At 70.3% G+C, this 18,814-nt stretch carries 17 protein-coding genes; 7 read left to right on the top strand and 10 right to left on the bottom strand.

Going from position 1 to position 18,814, the window contains the following annotated elements; translation table 11 throughout:
* Nucleotides 1-5: 5 nt before the first annotated feature.
* The 3 genes from ACEXQC_RS10370 to ACEXQC_RS10360 all read right to left on the bottom strand — a co-directional run bounded on the left by ACEXQC_RS10370 (nt 6) and on the right by ACEXQC_RS10360 (nt 3,200).
* A complete protein-coding gene (locus tag ACEXQC_RS10370; RefSeq protein ID WP_374821363.1) occupies nt 6-737 on the bottom strand; it encodes a hypothetical protein in 732 nt (243 codons plus the stop codon).
* Between the two features lie 131 nt (nt 738-868).
* The gene (locus tag ACEXQC_RS10365) at nt 869-1,561 is read right to left on the bottom strand and encodes a response regulator (RefSeq protein ID WP_374821360.1); all 693 of its coding nucleotides are present in this window, start codon (nt 1,559-1,561) and stop codon (nt 869-871) included.
* Nucleotides 1,562-1,574: 13 nt separating this feature from the next.
* A complete protein-coding gene (locus ACEXQC_RS10360) occupies nt 1,575-3,200 on the bottom strand; it encodes a GAF domain-containing sensor histidine kinase (RefSeq protein WP_374821357.1) in 1,626 nt (541 codons plus the stop codon).
* A gap of 182 nt (nt 3,201-3,382) precedes the next feature.
* Between ACEXQC_RS10360 and ACEXQC_RS10355 the strand changes: the two genes are divergently transcribed.
* Nucleotides 3,383-4,765, top strand: a complete 1,383-nt coding sequence (locus ACEXQC_RS10355) for a TrkH family potassium uptake protein (protein ID WP_374821355.1) — start codon at nt 3,383-3,385, stop codon at nt 4,763-4,765.
* A gap of 37 nt (nt 4,766-4,802) precedes the next feature.
* Complete coding sequence (locus ACEXQC_RS10350) at nt 4,803-5,441, top strand: potassium channel family protein (protein ID WP_374821352.1); 639 nt, start codon at nt 4,803-4,805, stop codon at nt 5,439-5,441.
* A 34-nt stretch (nt 5,442-5,475) separates the two neighbouring features.
* On the opposite strand, the gene ACEXQC_RS10345 is transcribed toward ACEXQC_RS10350, so the two are convergent.
* Nucleotides 5,476-6,213, bottom strand: coding sequence for a VIT1/CCC1 transporter family protein (locus ACEXQC_RS10345; protein WP_374821349.1), 738 nt, complete (start codon nt 6,211-6,213; stop codon nt 5,476-5,478).
* Between the two features lie 200 nt (nt 6,214-6,413).
* Between ACEXQC_RS10345 and ACEXQC_RS10340 the strand changes: the two genes are divergently transcribed.
* The gene (locus ACEXQC_RS10340; RefSeq protein ID WP_374821346.1) at nt 6,414-7,142 is read left to right on the top strand and encodes a GAF and ANTAR domain-containing protein; all 729 of its coding nucleotides are present in this window, start codon (nt 6,414-6,416) and stop codon (nt 7,140-7,142) included.
* Nucleotides 7,143-7,201: 59 nt separating this feature from the next.
* On the opposite strand, the gene ACEXQC_RS10335 is transcribed toward ACEXQC_RS10340, so the two are convergent.
* Entirely contained in the window at nt 7,202-8,266 is a 1,065-nt protein-coding gene (locus ACEXQC_RS10335) for a zinc-binding alcohol dehydrogenase family protein (protein ID WP_374821343.1), read from the bottom strand.
* A gap of 89 nt (nt 8,267-8,355) precedes the next feature.
* Here ACEXQC_RS10335 and ACEXQC_RS10330 point away from each other — a divergent pair, with 89 nt between their 5' ends.
* Nucleotides 8,356-8,919: a TetR/AcrR family transcriptional regulator gene (locus ACEXQC_RS10330; RefSeq protein ID WP_374821340.1), complete on the top strand. Its 564-nt coding sequence runs from the start codon at nt 8,356-8,358 to the stop codon at nt 8,917-8,919.
* Nucleotides 8,920-8,978: 59 nt separating this feature from the next.
* On the opposite strand, the gene ACEXQC_RS10325 is transcribed toward ACEXQC_RS10330, so the two are convergent.
* Entirely contained in the window at nt 8,979-10,220 is a 1,242-nt protein-coding gene (locus ACEXQC_RS10325) for a hypothetical protein (protein ID WP_374821337.1), read from the bottom strand.
* A gap of 105 nt (nt 10,221-10,325) precedes the next feature.
* On the opposite strand from ACEXQC_RS10325, the gene ACEXQC_RS10320 reads away from it, so the two are divergent.
* A complete protein-coding gene (locus ACEXQC_RS10320; RefSeq protein WP_374821334.1) occupies nt 10,326-10,904 on the top strand; it encodes a TerD family protein in 579 nt (192 codons plus the stop codon).
* Nucleotides 10,905-10,963: 59 nt separating this feature from the next.
* Here the strand turns inward: ACEXQC_RS10320 and ACEXQC_RS10315 are convergent, their stop codons facing one another.
* From ACEXQC_RS10315 to ACEXQC_RS10300, 4 genes are all read right to left on the bottom strand, one after another.
* On the bottom strand, nt 10,964-12,394 hold the full coding sequence (locus tag ACEXQC_RS10315) for a UDP-glucose dehydrogenase family protein (protein ID WP_374821331.1): 1,431 nt from the start codon (nt 12,392-12,394) through the stop codon (nt 10,964-10,966).
* A gap of 106 nt (nt 12,395-12,500) precedes the next feature.
* Complete coding sequence (locus ACEXQC_RS10310) at nt 12,501-13,577, bottom strand: right-handed parallel beta-helix repeat-containing protein (RefSeq protein ID WP_374821328.1); 1,077 nt, start codon at nt 13,575-13,577, stop codon at nt 12,501-12,503.
* The gene (locus ACEXQC_RS10305) at nt 13,574-15,484 is read right to left on the bottom strand and encodes a right-handed parallel beta-helix repeat-containing protein (RefSeq protein ID WP_374821326.1); all 1,911 of its coding nucleotides are present in this window, start codon (nt 15,482-15,484) and stop codon (nt 13,574-13,576) included. The genes ACEXQC_RS10310 and ACEXQC_RS10305 overlap by 4 nt, the downstream gene beginning before the upstream one ends.
* Nucleotides 15,481-16,770, bottom strand: coding sequence for a glycosyltransferase (locus ACEXQC_RS10300; protein WP_374821323.1), 1,290 nt, complete (start codon nt 16,768-16,770; stop codon nt 15,481-15,483). The genes ACEXQC_RS10305 and ACEXQC_RS10300 overlap by 4 nt, the downstream gene beginning before the upstream one ends.
* Nucleotides 16,771-17,103: 333 nt before the next feature.
* Here ACEXQC_RS10300 and ACEXQC_RS10295 point away from each other — a divergent pair, with 333 nt between their 5' ends.
* Nucleotides 17,104-17,739, top strand: a complete 636-nt coding sequence (locus ACEXQC_RS10295) for a response regulator transcription factor (protein WP_374821320.1) — start codon at nt 17,104-17,106, stop codon at nt 17,737-17,739.
* Between the two features lie 20 nt (nt 17,740-17,759).
* Nucleotides 17,760-18,809, top strand: a complete 1,050-nt coding sequence (locus ACEXQC_RS10290; protein ID WP_374821317.1) for an NAD(P)-dependent alcohol dehydrogenase — start codon at nt 17,760-17,762, stop codon at nt 18,807-18,809.
* Nucleotides 18,810-18,814: the final 5 nt, after the last annotated feature.

The raw sequence follows: 18,814 nt of genomic DNA, 5'->3' as shown, positions 1-18,814 counted from the left end.
CGCGCTCAGCGGGGCAGATCGTTGCCGGCGAGGATCTCGGCTCCCGCGCGCACGACCGCGGAGCGGGTGTCGGTCTGCCAGAGGCCCGCGAGCTGCGTCGCCTCGGCGTCGCCGTACCCCGCGAGGGTGAACGCCAGCGCATTCTGGTCGTCGGTGAACGTCGTCGGCACGGGGGGCACGGTCTCGTGCGCCAGCAGCAGTCCGCCGACCTGCGCCTTCGCGTCGAAGAGGTTCGCGGATCCCCACGCGACGGCGAGCCCGACGGTGTCCTCGAAGTCGGGGTCGGAGTCGATCTCGGCCATGAAGTAGGCGAAACGCTCCTGGTCGGGCGTGTAGTCGACGGTCGCCGACTCCCCGGGTCCGAAGGGCAGCGGGGTGCCGGCCTGGATCTTGGCGCCGGCCTTCCCCTGGGCTGTCTCGAGGTCGAGCCCCCACACGGCGGCGAGGTTGAGGGCATCGGCGGCGTACGGGGACGCCGCGAACGCGGCCAGGTCGGCCTCCGTGTAGGTCACTTTCGGCGCCGGCTCCGTGGTGCCGGCGTCGGCGGGTGCCGGGGTCTCGACCGAGGCCGCCACCTCCGACGTGGAGCTGCCGGGGGCGGCGAGGGCGCCCATCGAGCCGAGCCCGATGATGGAGCCGGTGACCGCGCAGGCCACCGCCACCGTCGCTCCTGCACGGCGGAAGGCCGAGGCCGAGGTGGGGTTCCGAGGGGCGAGGTTCTCGTTCGAGTGGTCCATGTGGTGCTCCTTGCTTCCGGTCGGTCTGAGTGGGACGCGCTTCGTCCCGTGCCGACAGGACTAGACGCTACGAGCCGCCCGACGGCCCCGACAAGCGCTGGAGCCCCCGTTCGTCCCTCCGTCCGCCCCTCCTATCCGGAGGGATGATCGCGATCGTCGGCGCGTTCCGCCGAAGGGATGAATCTCGCGCCGGACGGGCGGGATTCCTGGTGGAGGATGGCCGCGTGGGCTCGGCGGTGGAGGCCCAGTTTGGCGAGGAGCACGGAGACGTAGTTCTTCACCGTCTTCTCCGCCAGCGACATGCGCGCACCGATCTCCCGGTTGGTGAGACCCTCGGCGATGAGGGCGAGCATCTGGTGCTCCCGGGGCGTGAGCGAACCCATCCGCGGATCCGTCGTCAGCACGGGGGCGGTGATGCTCTCGACCACCTTCACGGCCATCCGCGGATCGAGGAGGCTGCGCCCCGATGCCACCGTGCGGAGCGCCTCGACGAGCCCGGCGCCTCTGATGTCCTTCAGCACGTACCCCGCCGCACCGGCGAGCACGGCGGCGCGCAGGGCGTCGTCATCGTCGTAGGCGGTGAGCATGAGGCACTGGATCTCGGGGTGACGGGATCGGATCTCCCGGCACAGATCGATGCCGCTGCCGTCGGGGAGCCGCACGTCGAGCAGCGCGACATCGGGGCGCGTGGCGGCGATGCGCGCCATCCCCTGGGCCACGGTCGCGCCCTCGCCGACCACCTCGATGTCGGGTTCGGCCTCGAGCATCCCGGCGATGCCGCGGCGCACCAGTTCGTGGTCGTCGACGAGGAAGATGCGGATCATGACGGGCTCGCTCTCACTCGGCGGACAGCTCGAACGGCACGGCCCAGCGCACATGGGTTCCGACCACGGCCTCGACCTGGGCGCGTTCCGGATCGAGGTCGAGGGTTCCGCCGCGCTGCTCCGCTCGGCGGGCGAGGTTGGCGAGCCCGCTGCGCCTGGTGCTGTCGCCGATCCCCGCCCCGTCGTCCACGATGTCGACCACGACGCGGCCGTCGGTGGCGGTGACGCTCACGGACGTGCGGCGTGCCGCGGCGTGCTTGGCGGAGTTCGTGAGCCCCTCGCGGATCACGGCGATGACGTCGCGCGCGAGGTCACCGGTCACGAGCAGGTCGACCGGCCCCGAGAAGCTCACCTGGGGCGTCGAGCCCAGGCGCGGAGCGAGTTCGGTGGCGAGATCGATGATCGAGTGCCGCACTCCGCCCCGGTTCTCGCCCGTGGGCGGCGACAGGGCGAAGACGGCGGTCCTGATCTGCGAGATGCTGGCGTCGAGATGCCCCACGGATTCCTGCAACCGCGCGGCGGCGGGTGTGCCCGCCAGACCCCCGGCGATGCTCTGGAGCTCCAGGCCCGTGCCGAAGATCTGCTGGATGACGTGGTCGTGCAGGTCGCGCGCGATGCGGCCCCTGTCCTCGAGCAGGAGGAGTCGCTGCTGGTCGGCTCTGGCCCTGGCGAGCTGCATGGCCACGCTCGCCTGTCCGGCGAAGTCGGCCGCCATCTCGAGGTCGGCCGTCGTGAACCCGAGAGCCGGGGCGGTGCGGGCGACCACGAGCACGCCCTCGGCCCGCCCGGCGACGATCACGGGCACGGCCAGGGCGGGGCCGAGCTCGACACCGTTCGGGAGGGTGATCTCCACGTCGTCGAAGAGCTCGGGATGGCGGCCCTCCAGCACCCTCGCCACCTTCGAGGGCCCCACCGGCACGAGCGCACCGCGCAGGTCGCCGGCACCGACCCCCGCCGCCACGTCGATCATGAGGGTGTGCGGCTGGTCGGAGGTCGTGAGCATGCAGACGAGATCGGCACCGGCGAGATGCAGCACGCGGTCGACAAGCAGCACGATCGAGTCGCTCTGCTCGCCCGAGAGCAGCGCCGCGGTGATCTCGGCGGAGGCGGCCGACCAGGCCTGCCGCCGCTTGGTCTCGGCGAAGAGGCGGGCGTTCTCGATCGCCACGCCCGCGGTGGCGGCGAGAGCGGTGACGAGGCGATCGTCCTCGTCGTCGAAGCCGCCGTGGCCCCGGTTGCTGAGGTACAGGTTGCCGTACACCTGGTCTCGCACCCGGATCGGCACCCCGAGGAAGCCCCCCATGGGGGGATGCCCGGCCGGCACCCCCGAGGATCGCGGATCGTCGGAGATGCGGTCGAGCCGGATGGGATGCGGGTCGTCGATCACGGCACCCAGCAGGCCGCGCCCCTGGGGCAGGTGGCCGATCCGCTCGACCGTTGCGGCGTCCATGCCCACGTGGATGAACTGATCGATGCGGCCGTGGGGGTCGATGACCCCGAGGGCTGCGTAGTCGGCGCCGACGAGCTCCACGGCGGCCTCGACGATGCGCTCGAGCACCACGGGCAGTTCGAGCTGCTCGACCACGGCGTGGTTCGCCTTGAGCAGCGCCTCGAGCCCCTTCACCGAAGCTTCGGCCATGTCGCACTCGCCTCAGATCGTCGTGCCTCGAACCTGGCCGCTCGGTCGAGCAGGCCTCCCCCCACCGTACGCGCCGCACGAGGGCACCGCTCTCGCATTCCTCCGGACGGAGCTCGACGATGACGGTGCCGAGTCGCCCACCCGGTGGGATCCGGTGGGCCCGTCGCCGCTAGGGTGTTCGCGTGGCCAGAGGCGGAGCGACCCGAGTGACGAGCAGCAGTCGGCGACGCCGCCGTCTTCTCGCAGCGGCGAGCCCGGTGCAGGTGATCTCGCTCGCTTTCGGGGCCGCCACCTTCGTGGGGACCGCCCTGCTGATGCTCCCGATCTCGAAGGTCGGGCCAGGAGGTGCGACCTTCCTCGAAGCTCTCTTCACCGCGACGAGCGCGATCTGCGTCACCGGCCACATCATCGTGGACACGCCGGTGTTCTGGACGCCGTTCGGGCACGGCGTCATCCTCGTGCTCATCCAGATCGGTGGAATCGGCGTGATGTCGTTCGCCACGCTGCTGGGTCTGCTGGTCGCCCGCCGACTGGGGCTGCGGACCAGGCTCACGGCGGTCAGCGAGACGCACACGCTCGCTCTGGGGGATGTGCGCCGTGTGCTCCGAGGTGTCATCATCATCGCCCTCGTCGTCGAAGCCGTGTGCGCTGCCGTGCTGGCGCTGCGCTGGATGATCGGTTACGGCTGGCCGCCCGGCGAGGCGATCTGGTACGGCGTGTTCCACTCGGTGTCGGCCTTCAACAACGCCGGATTCGCGTTGTTCAGCGACAGCATCATGGGCTTCGCGACCGACCCGTGGATCTCGCTGACCGTGTGCGCCGCCATCATCCTCGGCGGCCTCGGCTTCGGCGTCATCCTCGAGCTGCGCCGGAGCTTCCGCACGCCGTCGCGGTGGACCCTCAACACCATGACCGTCGTGGTCGGAACCGGGATCCTCCTGATCGCCGGCAGCCTCACGATCACCGCACTCGAGTGGTCCAATCCCGCCACCCTCGGCGCCATGGCGCCCGCAGACCGGGTGCTCGCCGGCTTCACCGCGGGAGTCGTGCCGCGCACCGCAGGGTTCAACAATCTCGACATCAGCCAGATGCACCCGGTGACGTGGTTGGTCACCGACATCCTCATGTTCATCGGCGGCGGCCCGGCGAGCACGGCCGGCGGGTTGAAGATCACGACCTTCGCGGTGCTCTTCTTCATCGTCGTGACCGAGCTGCGCGGCGGAACGGCCGTGAACATGTTCGGCAAGCGGCTTCCGCGCTCGACCCACCGCGAGGCCATCACGGTCGCCCTGCTCTCGCTCGCCCTCGTGATCGGCGCGACGGCGGCGATCATGCTGATGACGGACTACTCACTCGACCGGGTGCTGTTCGAGGTCATCTCGGCCTACGCGACCGTGGGGCTGTCGACCGGCATCACCGCGAGTCTTCCGCCCGCTGCCCAGCTCATCCTGGTGGTGCTGATGTTCGTGGGCCGCATCGGGCCTGTCGCGCTGGGCTCGGCTCTCGCCCTGAGAACAGAGACCCGACTGTACGAGCTTCCGAAGGAGCGTCCGATCATTGGCTAGAGCATTCACCAGCAAGCGACCGAGAGGTGTCGAATCCGTGGCCGTGATCGGTCTCGGCCGGTTCGGCCGCGCCCTCGCCACCGAGCTCGTGGAGTCCGGCACGGAGGTGCTCGGGGTCGACACGGACGAGGACATCGTGCAATCACTCAATGGCGTGCTCACCCATGTCGTGCGGGCCGACACCACCCGCGATGGCGTGCTCGATCAGATCGGCATCGACGACTTCGACCGTGTCGTGATCGGGATCGGCACGGATCTCCAAGCCAGCATCCTGACGGCATCCCTGCTCAAGCGGCGGGGCACCCGGGAGGTCTGGGCCAAGGCCGTCAGCGATCAGCACGGGCTGATCCTGGAGCAGATCGGAGTCGAGCACGTCGTCTACCCGGAGTCCGACATGGGCAGGCGAGTCGCGCACCTGGTCCGTGGTGGCATGCTCGACTTCCTCGCCGTGGAGAAGGACTTCGTGATGGCGAAGACCACGACACCGGCCGAGGTGGTCGGTCACACTTTGACGAGCGCCCGCATCCGCGACCGCTTCAGCGTGACCGTCGTGGCGGTCCGCCAGGACGATCGGTGGACGTACGCGACCGGCGACACCGTGCTCCTGGCCGGTCAGCCGCTGCTCGTGCTGGGCCCCTCGGAGAAGACGGAGAAGTTCGCCGCGATGCCGCGCTGAGAGCCGCGGGTCTGGCGGCCAGGTCGGCGATCGGTCAGACGACTCCGGAAGCACCGAGCAGCAGGCCGACGCCGTAGGTGGCGGCCAGCGCCAGGGCACCGCCGATGACCACTCTGAGCGTCGCCCGGCCCTTCGAGCTGCCACCGATGTGCGCCGAGACCGCGCCCGTGAGGGCGAGCGCCAGCAGCACGGCCACGAACGTGACCGGCACCCGCCACCCCTCGGGCGGCAGCAGGATGGCGAGCAGCGGCAGGATCGCGCCGATCGTGAACGCCGCCGCCGAGGCCGCAGCCGCGTGCCACGGGCTCACGACGTCGTCCTCGTCGATGTTGAGCTCGATCGCGAGGTGCGCGGCGAGGGCGTCTTTGGCGGTGAGCTCGACGGCGACCTTGCGGGCCGTGTCTTCGGTCAGCCCCTTCGCCCGGTAGAGGGCGGTCAGCTCGTCGAGCTCCTCCTCGGGCATCTCGGCGAGCTCCTGCCGCTCCTTCGCGATGAGCGCCCGCTCGCTGTCGCTCTGACTGCTCACCGAGACGTACTCCCCCAGCGCCATCGAGATCGCGCCGCCCACCAACCCAGCGACCCCGGCAGTGAGGATGGGGCCGGTAGCCGTGGTGGCGCCGGCCACACCCACCACGATCGCGGCCACCGACACGATCCCGTCATTGGCCCCGAGCACCCCGGCGCGAAGCCAGTTCAACCGCTGCGCAACACCACCCCGATGAGGCTCCCCGGCATGCCCCTGCGCCCCACCCGCCGCACTCCCGTCAGCCATACCCCCATCCTGTCGCCAAGAAGCACACCAGAACAACGAACAGGAGTCCGCTCGCGACAGCGGCGGCCCAGCGCAGAAGGTAGACGATCCATCCCCGAATTGAAAGGGGAAGGCGGATCTTCGCGAGAATCCGCTTGGGTACGTAGGGTGTGAGACGCATGCGTCCGCATACGTCCGCACACGGAAGGCAGGCTCCGCAGTTGACCGAGCTAACCCGCGAAGCCCGGCTCTCGCAGACGTTCATCACCCTGGCCGACACCCTGGTGGAGGACTACGACATCGTCGACTTCCTGCAGACCCTCGTGGAGGAGACCGTGCAGGTGCTCGAAGCGGCGGATGCCGGCATCCTGCTGCCGAACGAGTCGGGTGCCCTCAAGGTCGCCGCGGCGACGAGCGAGCGCAGTCACCTCGTGAGCCTGCTGCAGCTCGATGCCGACGAGGGGCCGTGCGTCGACGCGTTCACCTCGGGCCGCATCGTGACGGTCGACGACATCGCCACCACCTACGCCCGCTGGCCCACCTTCGCCACGCAAGCGGCGAGCGTGGACTACCAGGCAATGTACGCCATCCCGCTGCGGCTCCGCTCGCAGACGATCGGCTCGCTCAACCTCTTCAGCGACCGGCCGGGGCCGATGGATGCCAAGGACACCGACATCGCGCGAGCCTTCGCCGACGTCGCCACGATCGGCATCCTGCAGGAGCGGGCGATCTCGGAGTCCGACATCGCCAGGCAGCAGCTGCAGCGCGCCCTCGACAGCCGCGTGCTGATCGAGCAGGCGAAGGGCGTGATCGCCCAGACGGAGCGCCTCGACATGGGCGAGGCCTTCGTGCTGCTGCGGAGCCGCGCCCGCAACAGTGGCCGGCGGCTGTCGCTCGTGGCCCAGGAGGTCGTCGACGGCGCTGCCGAGCAGGCCGCCAGGGCGGGCTAGCGCACCCACGCGGCACGAGGCGGTCCCGCGCCGTCGCCGGGCGGGACCGCGCGCTGCGGTCAGAGGGTGACGACGACCTTCGACGCCGACACTCCCTCGCGAAGCCGGGCGAGCGCCTCCGGGATCGCCTCGAGCCCCTGGCCGGTGACCATGGGCGCCGGCGCGGCCCGGTAGCGACCCTCCGCGAGCGCACTCGGCAGGAAGTCGCGCCAGACCGCCGGCCCGACGGCCGTGTCCTTCGGGCTCCCGCCCCAGATCGCCGAGACGTGCACCCCGCGGCGCCTGGCCAGAGCGGCGCGGGCCGTCGTGATCGGAGTCGGATGCGCCGAGGCGACGCGGCGAGTGCCGGTGACGGAGCGCGATCCGCTCACGGCGATCGCGTTCTTCAGGGTGCCGGAAGCGACGGCGAGCGTGCCGGCCAGCGGATGCCCATCGAGCTCGCGGATGAGCTGCTCCACCAGGTCGCCGGCCTGGTAGTCCAGCACGGCCGAGGCGCCGAGGCTCCTCACGAGTGCCGCATTGCGCGGCGAGCTCGTGGCCACCACGGGGTACCCGGCGGCGTGAGCGAGCTGCACGGCGTTCATGCCCACGGTCGTGGCTCCCCCGAAGACGAGGACGGTCTCGTCCCTCTGGGGTGCGTCAGCCCTGGGCAGCTCCAGCGCCAGCTGGTCGCTCTCGAAGAGGCCGGCCGCCGCGGTCGTGAGGGCGAGCGGCAGCACGGCGGCCTCGGCGAACGTCACGGAGTCGGGGAGCGGCGAGCACATGTGCGCCAAGAGCACCACGTGGGTCTGGAACGCACCCTCGGCCGCCGAGTTGCGCGATCGCTCGACGCCCACGGCGTAGCCGACCACGCGGTCTCCGACCTGCAGCCCGGTCACGCCAGGGCCGACCGCGGTGATCTCACCGGCCACGTCGGAGCCGAGCACCGCGGGGTAGGTCAGCCACGGCAGCACCACGCGGCGAGCGATGCCGCCCATCGCATCGATCGGGTTCATGGCCACGGCACGAGCACGCACCACGACCTCACCCCTGCCCGCGATGCGTTCGGGAGCGGGCCCGACCCGCAGCTCGCCACCTGCCGACCCCAGCCAGAGCGCCGCGTTGTCCAGATCGCCGTTCGTCATGATTCTTCCTCTCGACCGGGCACCTGATGGCACGCCGTGTCATCACAGTGTGAGTGATGACACGGCGTGCTGTCAAGTACAATGGAGTCATGACGAGATGGGCACCCGGCGCCGAGGGCCGACTGCACGATGCGGCGCTCGAGCTGTTCCTCGAGAACGGGTTCGCGGCCACCACGGTGCCGCAGATCGCCGAGCGCGCAGGGCTCACCACCCGCAGCTTCTTCCGCTACTTCGCCGACAAGCGCGAGGTGCTCTTCACCGGCGAGGAGGAGCTGCCGGGCGTGGTGGCGCGCATGTTCGACGAGGCCGACGAAGGGCTGACGCCCCTGGAGATGGCGCACCAGGGCCTCCGCACCGTGGTGTTCCCGCGGCTGCTGAGCTTCCGCGACGGGCTCGTGGTGCGCCGCCGCATCGTGCAGTCCGACGACGGGCTGCGTGAACGGGAGCTCCGCAAGCTCGCCATCCTGCACGACGCCGCCAGTGCGGCACTCCTCCGCCGGGGCGTGCCGCCTCTCGAGGCCGAGATCGCCGGGCGGCTCTCGGTAATGGTCTACGACACCACCCTCGAGCTCTGGCTCGCGGAGGATGCGGTCGGCTCGCTCGACGACATCCTCGACACCGTCATGGCCACGGTCACGCGCCTGTCCGCCTGACCGGACGAGCACGCGCACGCGCGGCGACTCGGCGATCCGGCGATCCGGCGATCCGCGGCCTATCCGGCGGCCGTCACGTTCGCCACCACCGCCCCCATGATCGCCGGCAGGTCCCCGGCCATCTCCGCGGGCACGCGCACCAGGAACCACGCGTTGTCCACCAGCACGCTCGCCTCGTCTCCCGCATCCGACACGTACGCCTCGCCCGGGTACGCGCTCGCCGCATCCGCGGTCACCGGGTTCCAGACACCACCCTGCAACGGTGCCGATCCCGCGAAGTATCCCGATCCGCCTGGCAGCACCGACGCCCAGATGCCGGCGCCCTCCCCCATCCACCCGCAGGCGAACCCTCCCACCTGCGCGTTGCTCCGGAACGTCGCGATGCGGAACTCGCCCTCGGCCGAGCGGTACTCGTCCACCGTCGGATCCCCCACGATGGTGCCGAGCTGCTCCGCGGTGATCAGCCCGTCACACCTCGAGACCCCCACGAGGTTCGAACCCTCCGGCTGCCACAGCGGCGCGGCAGCACCGGCGCCCGAGACGGCCTCCGCCACGACGGCGAATCGATCCCGCATCGCCGCGACGTCGGCCTCGGTGATCACCTGGGAACCCGGCGTCATGGAGAGCTGGACTCCGTAGTCCCCGATCCGCTCGATGAGCGAGCAGAAGGGGAACGAAGCGCCGACCGTGCAGGCCTCCCGCGAATCGGCGCTGTAGCCCGGGATCGGCGGGTAGGGCCCGAGATCGATTCCCCGCGAGGTGTCCTCGTAGTCCTCGGGCGAGACGTCGGGCACGATCGTGAGCACGGCCGAGCCGGAGGCGATCGCGCCCTCGGTCGACCCGGGGGCGAACCATCCGCACGAGAGGGCGCCAGCACGAGCGTCGGCGAACGACAGCGGATCGGGCCCGCTCGGCGCCACGGCGACGAGATCCACCCCCGCCAGCCCCTCCGCGGTGCTCTCGGGCAGCAGGGAGTCGCACTCGAGCGGAACCCGCACGGGCGCGATGGCCGCTTCCGGCTCAGGAGCGGGCGCGGGTGTCGGCGGAGGCGAGGAGCTCGGCCCCGGAGTCGAGGTCACCGCGACCGACGTAGGCGCCGCCGCATCACCCCCACCTGCCGACGCACCACCCAGCACGAGCGCCAACCCGCCCGCGCAGAGCCCCGCCACCAGCGCGACGGTGCCGACCGTCACGGCGGCGCGGCGTCGGCTCTTGCTGCGAGCCGCCCTCGCGACCTGCTCCGGATCCCCGACCATCTCCGAGGCATCCGCCCCGGCACCCCCTGCAGCTTCTGTGTCCATACCCTCTGATGTCCGCTCGTCCCGGCGGGGTTCCCTCGCTCGTCTACTAACGTAGAAGGTGCAACCGGCGGGCCGTTCCGCCGCAGTCGAAGGAGCATCGCACCCATGGCAGGACTGAGCCTCTCGAAGGGCAACAACCTCTCGCTCTCCAAGGCGAGCCCCGGCCTCACCATCGCCACGGTGGGCCTCGGCTGGGATCCGCGCACCACGCTCGGCGAGCAGTTCGACCTCGACGCCTCGGCGATCCTCGTGGCGGAGAACGGCAAGATCCGCTCGGACGCCGACTTCATCTTCTACAACCAGATGTCGACCCCGGATGGCTCGGTCGTGCACCAGGGCGACAACCGCACCGGTGTGGGCGACGGCGACGACGAGCAGATCGTGATCGACCTCGGCCTCGTGGCGGCCGACGTGCAGCGCATCGTGATCGCCGTCTCGATCCACGACGCCGACGCCCGCCGCCAGAACTTCGGCCAGGTGCGGGATGCGTACTGCCGCGTGCTCGACCAGGACGGCCAGGAGATCGTGCGCTTCGACCTCAGCGAAGACGCCTCCCGCGAGACCGCGATGCTCTTCTCCGAGATCTACCGCAACGGCGCCGAGTGGAAGTTCAGGGCCGTGGGCCAGGGCTACGCCTCCGGCCTCGCGGGCATCGCCACCGACTTCGGCGTGCCCCTGAGCTGACCGGGCCGAGCTGACCCGGGCTCACTTCACCCGGGCCAGCTCGTCGGGGCATCAGCGCATCAGCCGACGGGCAGAGCGTTGACCTCGTCGCGCGCATCACTCGTGAGAGCGACGGTGTGGGGATCGGACGGGCGGCCGAGGGCACGGTACGTCCAGCCGTCGGCACGGTACGCATCGGCGTCGAGGGCGTGGCGCCCGTCGACGATCCTGCGGGAGCGCACGAGCGCACCGAGCCCCTCGGGAGCCGCATCGCGGAACTCCTGCCATTCGGTGAGCAGCACCACCACGTCGGCATCCTGCAGCGCCTCGTCCATGCTGTCGGCGTAGCTCAGGTCGGGGTAGGCGCGGTGGGCGTTCGCGTTGGCCTCGGGGTCGTACACGGTGACCTCGGCACCCTCCATATAGAGGAAGCGCGCCACGTCGAGCGCCGGAGCATCCCGCACGTCGTCGGAGTTGGGCTTGAAGGCCGCTCCGAGGGCGGCGATCCGCTTGCCCGCGAGGTCTCCCCCGGCGAGCTCGCGCACGAGGTCGACCGTGCGCACGCGTCGGCGCTGGTTGATGCCGTCGACCTCCTTGAGGAAGCCGACCGCCTGGCCCACGCCGAGCTCTTCGGCGCGGTACACGAAGGCCCGGATGTCCTTCGGCAGGCAGCCGCCGCCGAAGCCGAGGCCCGGCTTGAGGAAGCGTCCGCCGATCCTGGTGTCATAGGAGAGGGCGGAGGCGAGCAGGTTGACGTCGGCACCCGTGGCCTCGCACACCTCGGCCATGGCGTTGATGTACGAGATCTTCGTGGCCAGGAACGAGTTGGCGGCGACCTTCACGAGCTCGGCCGTGGCCAGGTCGGCGACCACCACGGGCGTGGCGTCGTCGAGGATCGGCCGGAAGGCCGCCTCGAGCTGAGCGCGCGCCCACTCCGACGAGACGCCGAAGACGAGCCGGTCGGGGTGCAGGGTGTCCTTCACGGCGAAGCCCTCGCGGAGGAACTCGGGGTTCCAGGCGAGCTCGAGCTCGGCCCCGACGGGCGAGACCTCCTGCACGAGAGCGGTGAGGCGTGCCGCGGTGCCGATCGGCACCGTCGACTTGCCCACGAGCAGGGCCTTGCGGTCGATCCTCGAGGCGAGCGCCGTGAAGGCCGCATCCACGTAGCGGAGGTCGGCGGCGTGGGAGTCCTTGGCCTGGGGCGTGCCCACGCAGATGAAGTGCACGTCACCGAAGCGCGCGGCCTCGTCGAAGTCGGTGGAGAAGCGGAGTCGGCCGGAGTCGAGGGCCTCGCGGAGCTTCTCCGGCAGGCCGGGCTCGAAGAACGGCACGGTGCCCGAGGCGAGATCGGCGATCTTCTTCTCGTCGACGTCGACGCCGAGCACGTCGAAGCCGAGGATCGCCATGCAGACGGCATGGGTGGCACCGAGGTAGCCGGTGCCGATCACGGTGATGCGGGGGTGCTCCACGATCGGTGCCGTGGAGGTGTTCTGAGCGGTGAGTTCGGGCATTCGGGGTCTCCAAAGGGATGGATGGATGGATGGGTGTGGGTGGGGTGGAGCGGGTCGTGAATGGAGCGGATCGGGGATCGAGCAGGTAGGGATGGACCGGGTCAGGTCACGGCGAGACGCACTCGGCGGTGCTGAGCCCCTCGCCCGCCCCCGATGCGCTGTTGCTGCACTCGACGGTGTTCTCGAGCTCGGGGGTGAGGGAGTAGCCGAAACCGGGGCCGTCGACCTGGGCCACGTTCGACCGGAAGACGTTGCGGGTGCCCCAGCCGTCGAGGATCTCGTGCGTCTGGAAGCCGTCCTGCGGCGACGAGGTGCCGATGTTGTCGGAGATCACCCAGTCGTTGCCCTTCACGTCGACCCAGGAGTCGGCGTCGTCCTCCACGAGGGCGGATCCGTCGAACGTGTTGCCGCTCACGGTGCCGGAGCTCGTGCCCTCCTTGATGTCGATGCTCTCGGCCGTGGTGGCCGTGATCGTGTTGTCGGAGATCACGTTGCGATCGCTCGCATCCGGCTCGCAGTCGGTGATGTCGCACCAGTTGCTCTCGGCGGTGCCGATGTAGACGCCCTCGCCGAACTGCGGTTTGCGCTGACCGGTGTCGGAGATGGTGTTTCCCGTCACCGTGTTGTCGCTGCTGAACGCCCTGAGGTGGATGGCCTCGTCGCCGATCTCCGAGACGGTGAGGCCCCGGATGACGGTGTCGGTGACGCCGTCGGCCATGAGGCCCTTCTGGCCGTTGCGGATGGAGAAGCCCGAGAGCTCCCAGTGGCTCACGCCGTCGAGGTGCAGCACGTAGCCGTCGTCGACCCGCCCGCCGTCGAGCACGGCGTCGGCGCTCCCGCACAGCAGGATCGGCGCCTCGGCCGTGCCGCTGACGGTCACGGTGAAGGTGCCGGGGTACCGGCCGTCGGCCAGGGCGATCACGGCTCCGGGAACGGCACCGTCGAGCGCCGCCTGCAGCTCGCCCGCCGTGCCGACGTCGACCGTGGGGGTCTCGCACCCGGGTGACGCGGCGCCGGTGGCCGGCGGCGCGGTCGGAGCGGGGCCGCCGTCCGACGGCTCGGGGCGGGGAGCCGACGAGTCGTCGCTCCTCGCGGGCATCACGATGAGCACCACGATCACCGTGATGACCACGGCGACACCGATGACCGCCGCCACGATCCAGCCCACGCGCTTGGCCGTCATCGGGTCACCGCCCCCGGCGCCGCCGGTTCGGCCGTGCCGGTGAGCGACTCGAACGGCACGATGCCGCGTGAGAGCGAGGTGAGCGGAACACGCTCGGCGTAGGGATGCCGGATGCTCTCGGTCGACTCGTACTGCGTGCCCTTGCGGGTGAAGGCGGTGCCGATGAGCAGCAGCGCGAGCACGAGCCACACGATCGTGAGCGGCTGCAGCACGAAGCCCACCACGGATTCGACGGTGGCCGCCGGCCGCCAGGTGCCCAGGTCGTTGTCGCCGATGAGTGCTCCTTCGGATTGGGTGGCGCGCACGGCGGAGGATCCGCTGCCGCCGATGGTGTTGTCGGCCACGTCGGAGCCCGCGACGTCGCCCAAGAGGGTGACTCCGTGGCCGGTCACGGCGCTCAGCACGTTCTCCTCGACCGAGGCGGTCGCGTTGCGGATGTAGATGCCGGTGTCGCCGCCCTCGATGGTGTTGCCCTCGACGGTCGCCTCCGTCACCGTGTCCCTGATGGCGACCGAGTGGCCGCTCTGGCCGGTGAAGACGTTGTCGCTCACGGTCACCCGGTCGGCGCCCTCGTCGAGCACGAGACCGTCGGGGTTGTCGTCGAACGTGGTCTGCTGCACGCGGATGCCGGTGCCGCCGCTGATCTCGGCGCCGTACCTCCCGTTGGAGGCGACGGTGCTGTCGAGCAGCGAGATGCCGCCGTAGCGCGACACCGAGGTGCCCGAGGCGCTCGGGCCGTCGGCGAGCGACTGGCCGTCGATCGAGATGCCGTTGCGGCCGTTCTCGGCCGCCGTCACGCCGTCGAGGCCGACGCCCGTGATGGAGCGGCCGAGTGAGATGCCGTCGACCGCGTTGCCGCGCGTCGTGGTGTCGGCGATCGAGCTGCCGGTCACCTGGCGGTGGAAGGTGATGCCGTCCACGAGGCTGTCGCTCACCACGGTGTCGGCGATCGTGACGTTCTCGGCGCTCGACACGAAGATGCCGAAGGCGTTGCCGTCGAACCGGGAGTCCGCGATGGTGGCCTCGGCCAGGCCGTCGGCCGCGGCATCCGGAGCCTCGGTGAGCGGCTGCGACGGGTCGGTCTCGGAGAACAGCCCCTCGGGATCGACCACGGGAGCCCCGGCGAGCGCGGGCAGTGGAGCCGCGTCGTCGGTGACGGCCTCGGCGAGCGCTGCACCGTCGAGCCCGTCGTTGCCGGTCACGGCGAAGCCGCCGGTGCTGCCGCTCCAGAAGCCCAGGTGCGACATGTCGGTGGAGGCCACGGAGGCGCTCCCGCCGATCACCCTGATGTAGGCGCGACCGTCTGTGGTGTCCACATCCGGAGTCCCCAGGGCGCTGTTCCAGCTCGTGATCGAGATCGGCGCCGCGGTCGTGCCCGAGAGGTCGAGCACTCCCCCGAAGGCGATGATCGAGGTGAACGCCTGCTCGTCGCTGCTGAGCTTGAGCACGAGCCTGCCGGCCGAGGCGAGGTCGAGGGTCGCCCCCTCCATGACCGCGATGTCCTCCTTGAGCAGGTACATGCCGTCCTGCTCCTGCACGAGGGTCTCCGGGGCGAGCGCCCTGATGTCGTCGAGCGTGTACGCGGCCTCCCTGGCGGGCAGCACGAGGGTGGTCTCGGTGCCGGTCTGGAAGCGGTACGGCTCGCTCACGGCGAGGCTCCAGTAGGCGGCCGAGGCGACCTTGCGCACGTAGACCACGCGCTGGTCCTCCTCGGTCACGAGGGCAGCTTCCGCTGTGGGATCGCCCGGGTAGAGCTCGCCCTGCACGTTGCCGTTGCGGGCGATCTCGTTGAGCCCGAACGCTTCGGGCGTGGCGGAGGATGCGGTGAGGGAGGTGAGGCCGACCACCACGAGCGCACCCGCGGTGGCTCCGGCGACGGCGATCCCGACTGCTGCGGCGACTCTCACGATGCCACCGTCTCGAGCGTGCGAGCGGCCTGGCCGTCGCCGCCGATCTGGTCGGCGTGCCTCGTGAGCCAGCCCTGCTTGTTCATGGTCACGAAGGCGTAGACCTTGATGGGCAGCGCCACGAGGATCACGACGAGCGCATAGAGCGGGAGCAGCAGGATGTCACCGGGGTTCCGTCGAAGGTGGGAGTAGCCGCGGATGCCGCGGCCGAGCAGCAGCCAGCCGAGCGTGAGGGCCACCCCGAGGATCGACAGGTCGAGCCTGCTGAAGATCAGGTAGAAGATGGTGAGCCCCATCGTGAGCGGGGTGAGCAGGATCTGCAGAACGGTCACCTTGGTGATGAACGGCACACGCCACAGCCAGCCGCGACCGATCGCGGTGAGGTAGCAGCGGTAGGAGTTGCGGCTCCAGCGGATGCGCTGCTTCACGAAGGCCCGGAAGGTGTCGGGGAACATGCTGAGGGCGCGAGCGCTGGACTGGTGCACCGTCTTGTAGCCGGAGGCGAGGATGAGCCAGGTGAGCCGGCCGTCGTCTCCCGCGATGCAGCGGCGGCCGAGGAAGTACTCGTTCTCGAGGTGGTCGAGCACGGCGAGCACGGCGTGACGCCGGTAGGCGGCCGTGCGGCCGGAGAGGCACGGCACGGCCCCCGCCTTGCCCATGGCGGGCACGTAGTCGTAGTAGCGCAGGTCGACCATCCAGTTGGCGATGCGTCGCCACACGCTCGTGCTGGCCTGGAAGACGTTCTGGTGGGTGCCGACCCCGCCCACGAGCGGGTCAGCGAAGGGCATCTGCACGGCCGCGAGCAGCCCGCGCTTCCACCAGGTGTCGGAGTCGGTGAGCACGAGGATCTCGCCCGTGGCCTGGCGGATGCCGGCCCCGAGCGCCGAGCGCTTGCCGACGTGGTGGAAGAGGATCGGGATGACGCGGTCGTCGCCGAGGGCCACGATGCGCCCGTAGGCCTCGAGGTCGTCGACGTCGAGCACGATGATGATCTCGGTCGGATCCTGGCTGCGCCACGACTCGAGGCAGTCCATGAGGATGTCGGGGTCCTCGTGGAACGACGGCACGATCACCGAGGTGGTGGTGCGGAAGTCGGTCTCGATGGGCCTCGCCCTCCGGGAGAGCACGAATCTGTAGAGCCAGAGCCCCCAGACCACGAGGCCTGCGATGGCGAGCGGGAAGTACACCGAGACGGTGCGGAACACGTCCTGCACGGTGTTCCAGAAGGGGGTCCAGGCGACCGTGAAGCTGTTCACGGCGTCGACGATGTCTGTCGGAGGGGTCATTGAAGGGTCTCTTGTCGGGTCTTCGGGGCAAGGATCCGAGCACCAGCAGGGGCATGGCGGGTACCGGTCGACGATGACCACGGATGGGAGCGACAGCGGGTGACTGCGCTGATCCGGCGGGGTGGTCACAGTGAACCTCGACGAAGAAGTTTCGAAACAGGCATCGACATCCGGCACCTCAGCACGTAAGGTCACGCGCGATCTGCCCGTTCCTGAGTGAACGCCCCACAGATCGCAGAGTCCCCGTCGATTCGGCGGACGGCCCCGAACACGACCGGAGACCCGGGAACCCTGGACCCTGAGACCCGGGCCGTCAGGAGACGAGTGACCCCCGTGAACACCCAACCCATCCGACATGACGACCCCATCCGGGCCGTCCTCGTCGAGACCCGCACCATCGGTCGCCGAGACATCATCGAGCAGCTGGCCGACGCCGGCGACGTGACCCTCGTGGGGGAGGCCACGTCGCTCCGCGACCTCGGGCCGCTCCTCCGCTCCACCCAGCCCGAGGTCGCCGTCATCGGCGGCAGGGCCTTCCGCGGTGACGGCGCGCTGCTGCGCTCCCTCAGCGCCGCGCACCCCGCCATCCGCTTCGTGGTGTTCGACCTGGCCGACGACAGCAACGTCGTGCGGTCGGCGCGAGACGGCGGTGCGCACGCCACCATCTCGAGCCGCGCGCCGAGCTCGGTGGTGGCCGATGCGGTGCGCACGGTGGCTCGTGGCCGCTACGCCCCCGATCGCGCCTCCAGGCCGGCGGAATCGCCCGCCGATGCGCTGCTCGACCTGCTCGTGCCGCGCGAGCGCGAGATCCTCGAGCTCATGGCGGCCGGCGCGCCCAACCGGCAGATCTCCGCCGAGCTGCACCTCGCCGACTCGACCCTCAGGAACTACATCACGAGCATCTTCCGCAAGCTCGCCGTCACGAACCGCGCCGACGCATCCGCCCTCCTCGACACCGACCCGGCCTGACGGTACTAGCGTGGGGAGAGATGATCACTCACGCCTGGGCCGCCCCGTCCGCCACCGAACCCCTCGTCCCCACCACCATCGAGCGCCGCGAGGTCGGTGAGAAGGACGTCCTCATCGAGATCGCCTACGCCGGCGTGTGCCACTCCGACATCCACGCCGCCCGCGGCGAGTGGGGCCCCATCACCTACCCGCAGGTCGTCGGCCACGAGATCGTGGGCGTCGTCACCGCCGTGGGCGACGGCGTCACCAAGCACGCCCTCGGCGACCGCGTGGGCGTCGGCTGCATGGTGAACTCGTGCCGCGAGTGCACCAACTGCCTCGCCGGCATGGAGAACTACTGCCTCAAGGGCAACACCCAGACCTACACCTCCGTCGACCGCGACGGCACCATCACCCAGGGCGGATACTCCACCCACGTGGTGGTCGACGAGGACTTCGTGCTGCGAGTGCCTGAGTCGATCGACTACGCCGCCGCCGCTCCCCTGCTCTGCGCGGGCATCACCACCTACTCGCCGCTCCGGCACTGGAACGCGGGCCCCGGCAAGAAGGTCGCCGTCGTGGGCATGGGCGGCCTCGGCCACCTCGCCGTGAAGATCGCCCACGCCCTCGGGGCCGAGGTCACTGTGCTCTCGCAGTCGCTCTCGAAGCAGGAGGACGGCCTGCGTCTCGGTGCCGACCACTACTACGCCACCGGTGACGGTGCCGTGTTCGAGGATCACGCCAACGAGTTCGACCTCATCATCAACACGGTCTCGGCGAGCATCGACATCAACGCCTACCTGGGGCTCCTCGCCCTCGACGGCACCCTCGTGAGCGTCGGCGCCCCCGCCGAGCCGCTGCCCGTGGCGGTCTTCGCCCTGTTCGGCAACCGGCGCTCGTTCGCCGGATCCGGCATCGGCAGCATCGCCGAGACGCAGGAGATGCTCGACTTCTGCGCCGAGCACGGCATCGCGCCCGAGACCGAGCTCATCTCGGCCGACTACATCAACGAGGCGTGGGACCGTGTCGTGCGTTCGGACGTGCGCTACCGCTTCGTGATCGACGCGAAGACGTTCGTTCCCGCGGCTTAGACCCC

The sequence above is a fragment of the Herbiconiux liukaitaii genome, from assembly GCF_041927495.1.
In the GTDB taxonomy this organism is placed as follows: domain Bacteria; phylum Actinomycetota; class Actinomycetes; order Actinomycetales; family Microbacteriaceae; genus Herbiconiux; species Herbiconiux liukaitaii.
The sequence above is the reverse complement of the archived record's forward strand: the minus strand, read 5'-3'. Positions and strand labels throughout refer to the sequence as shown.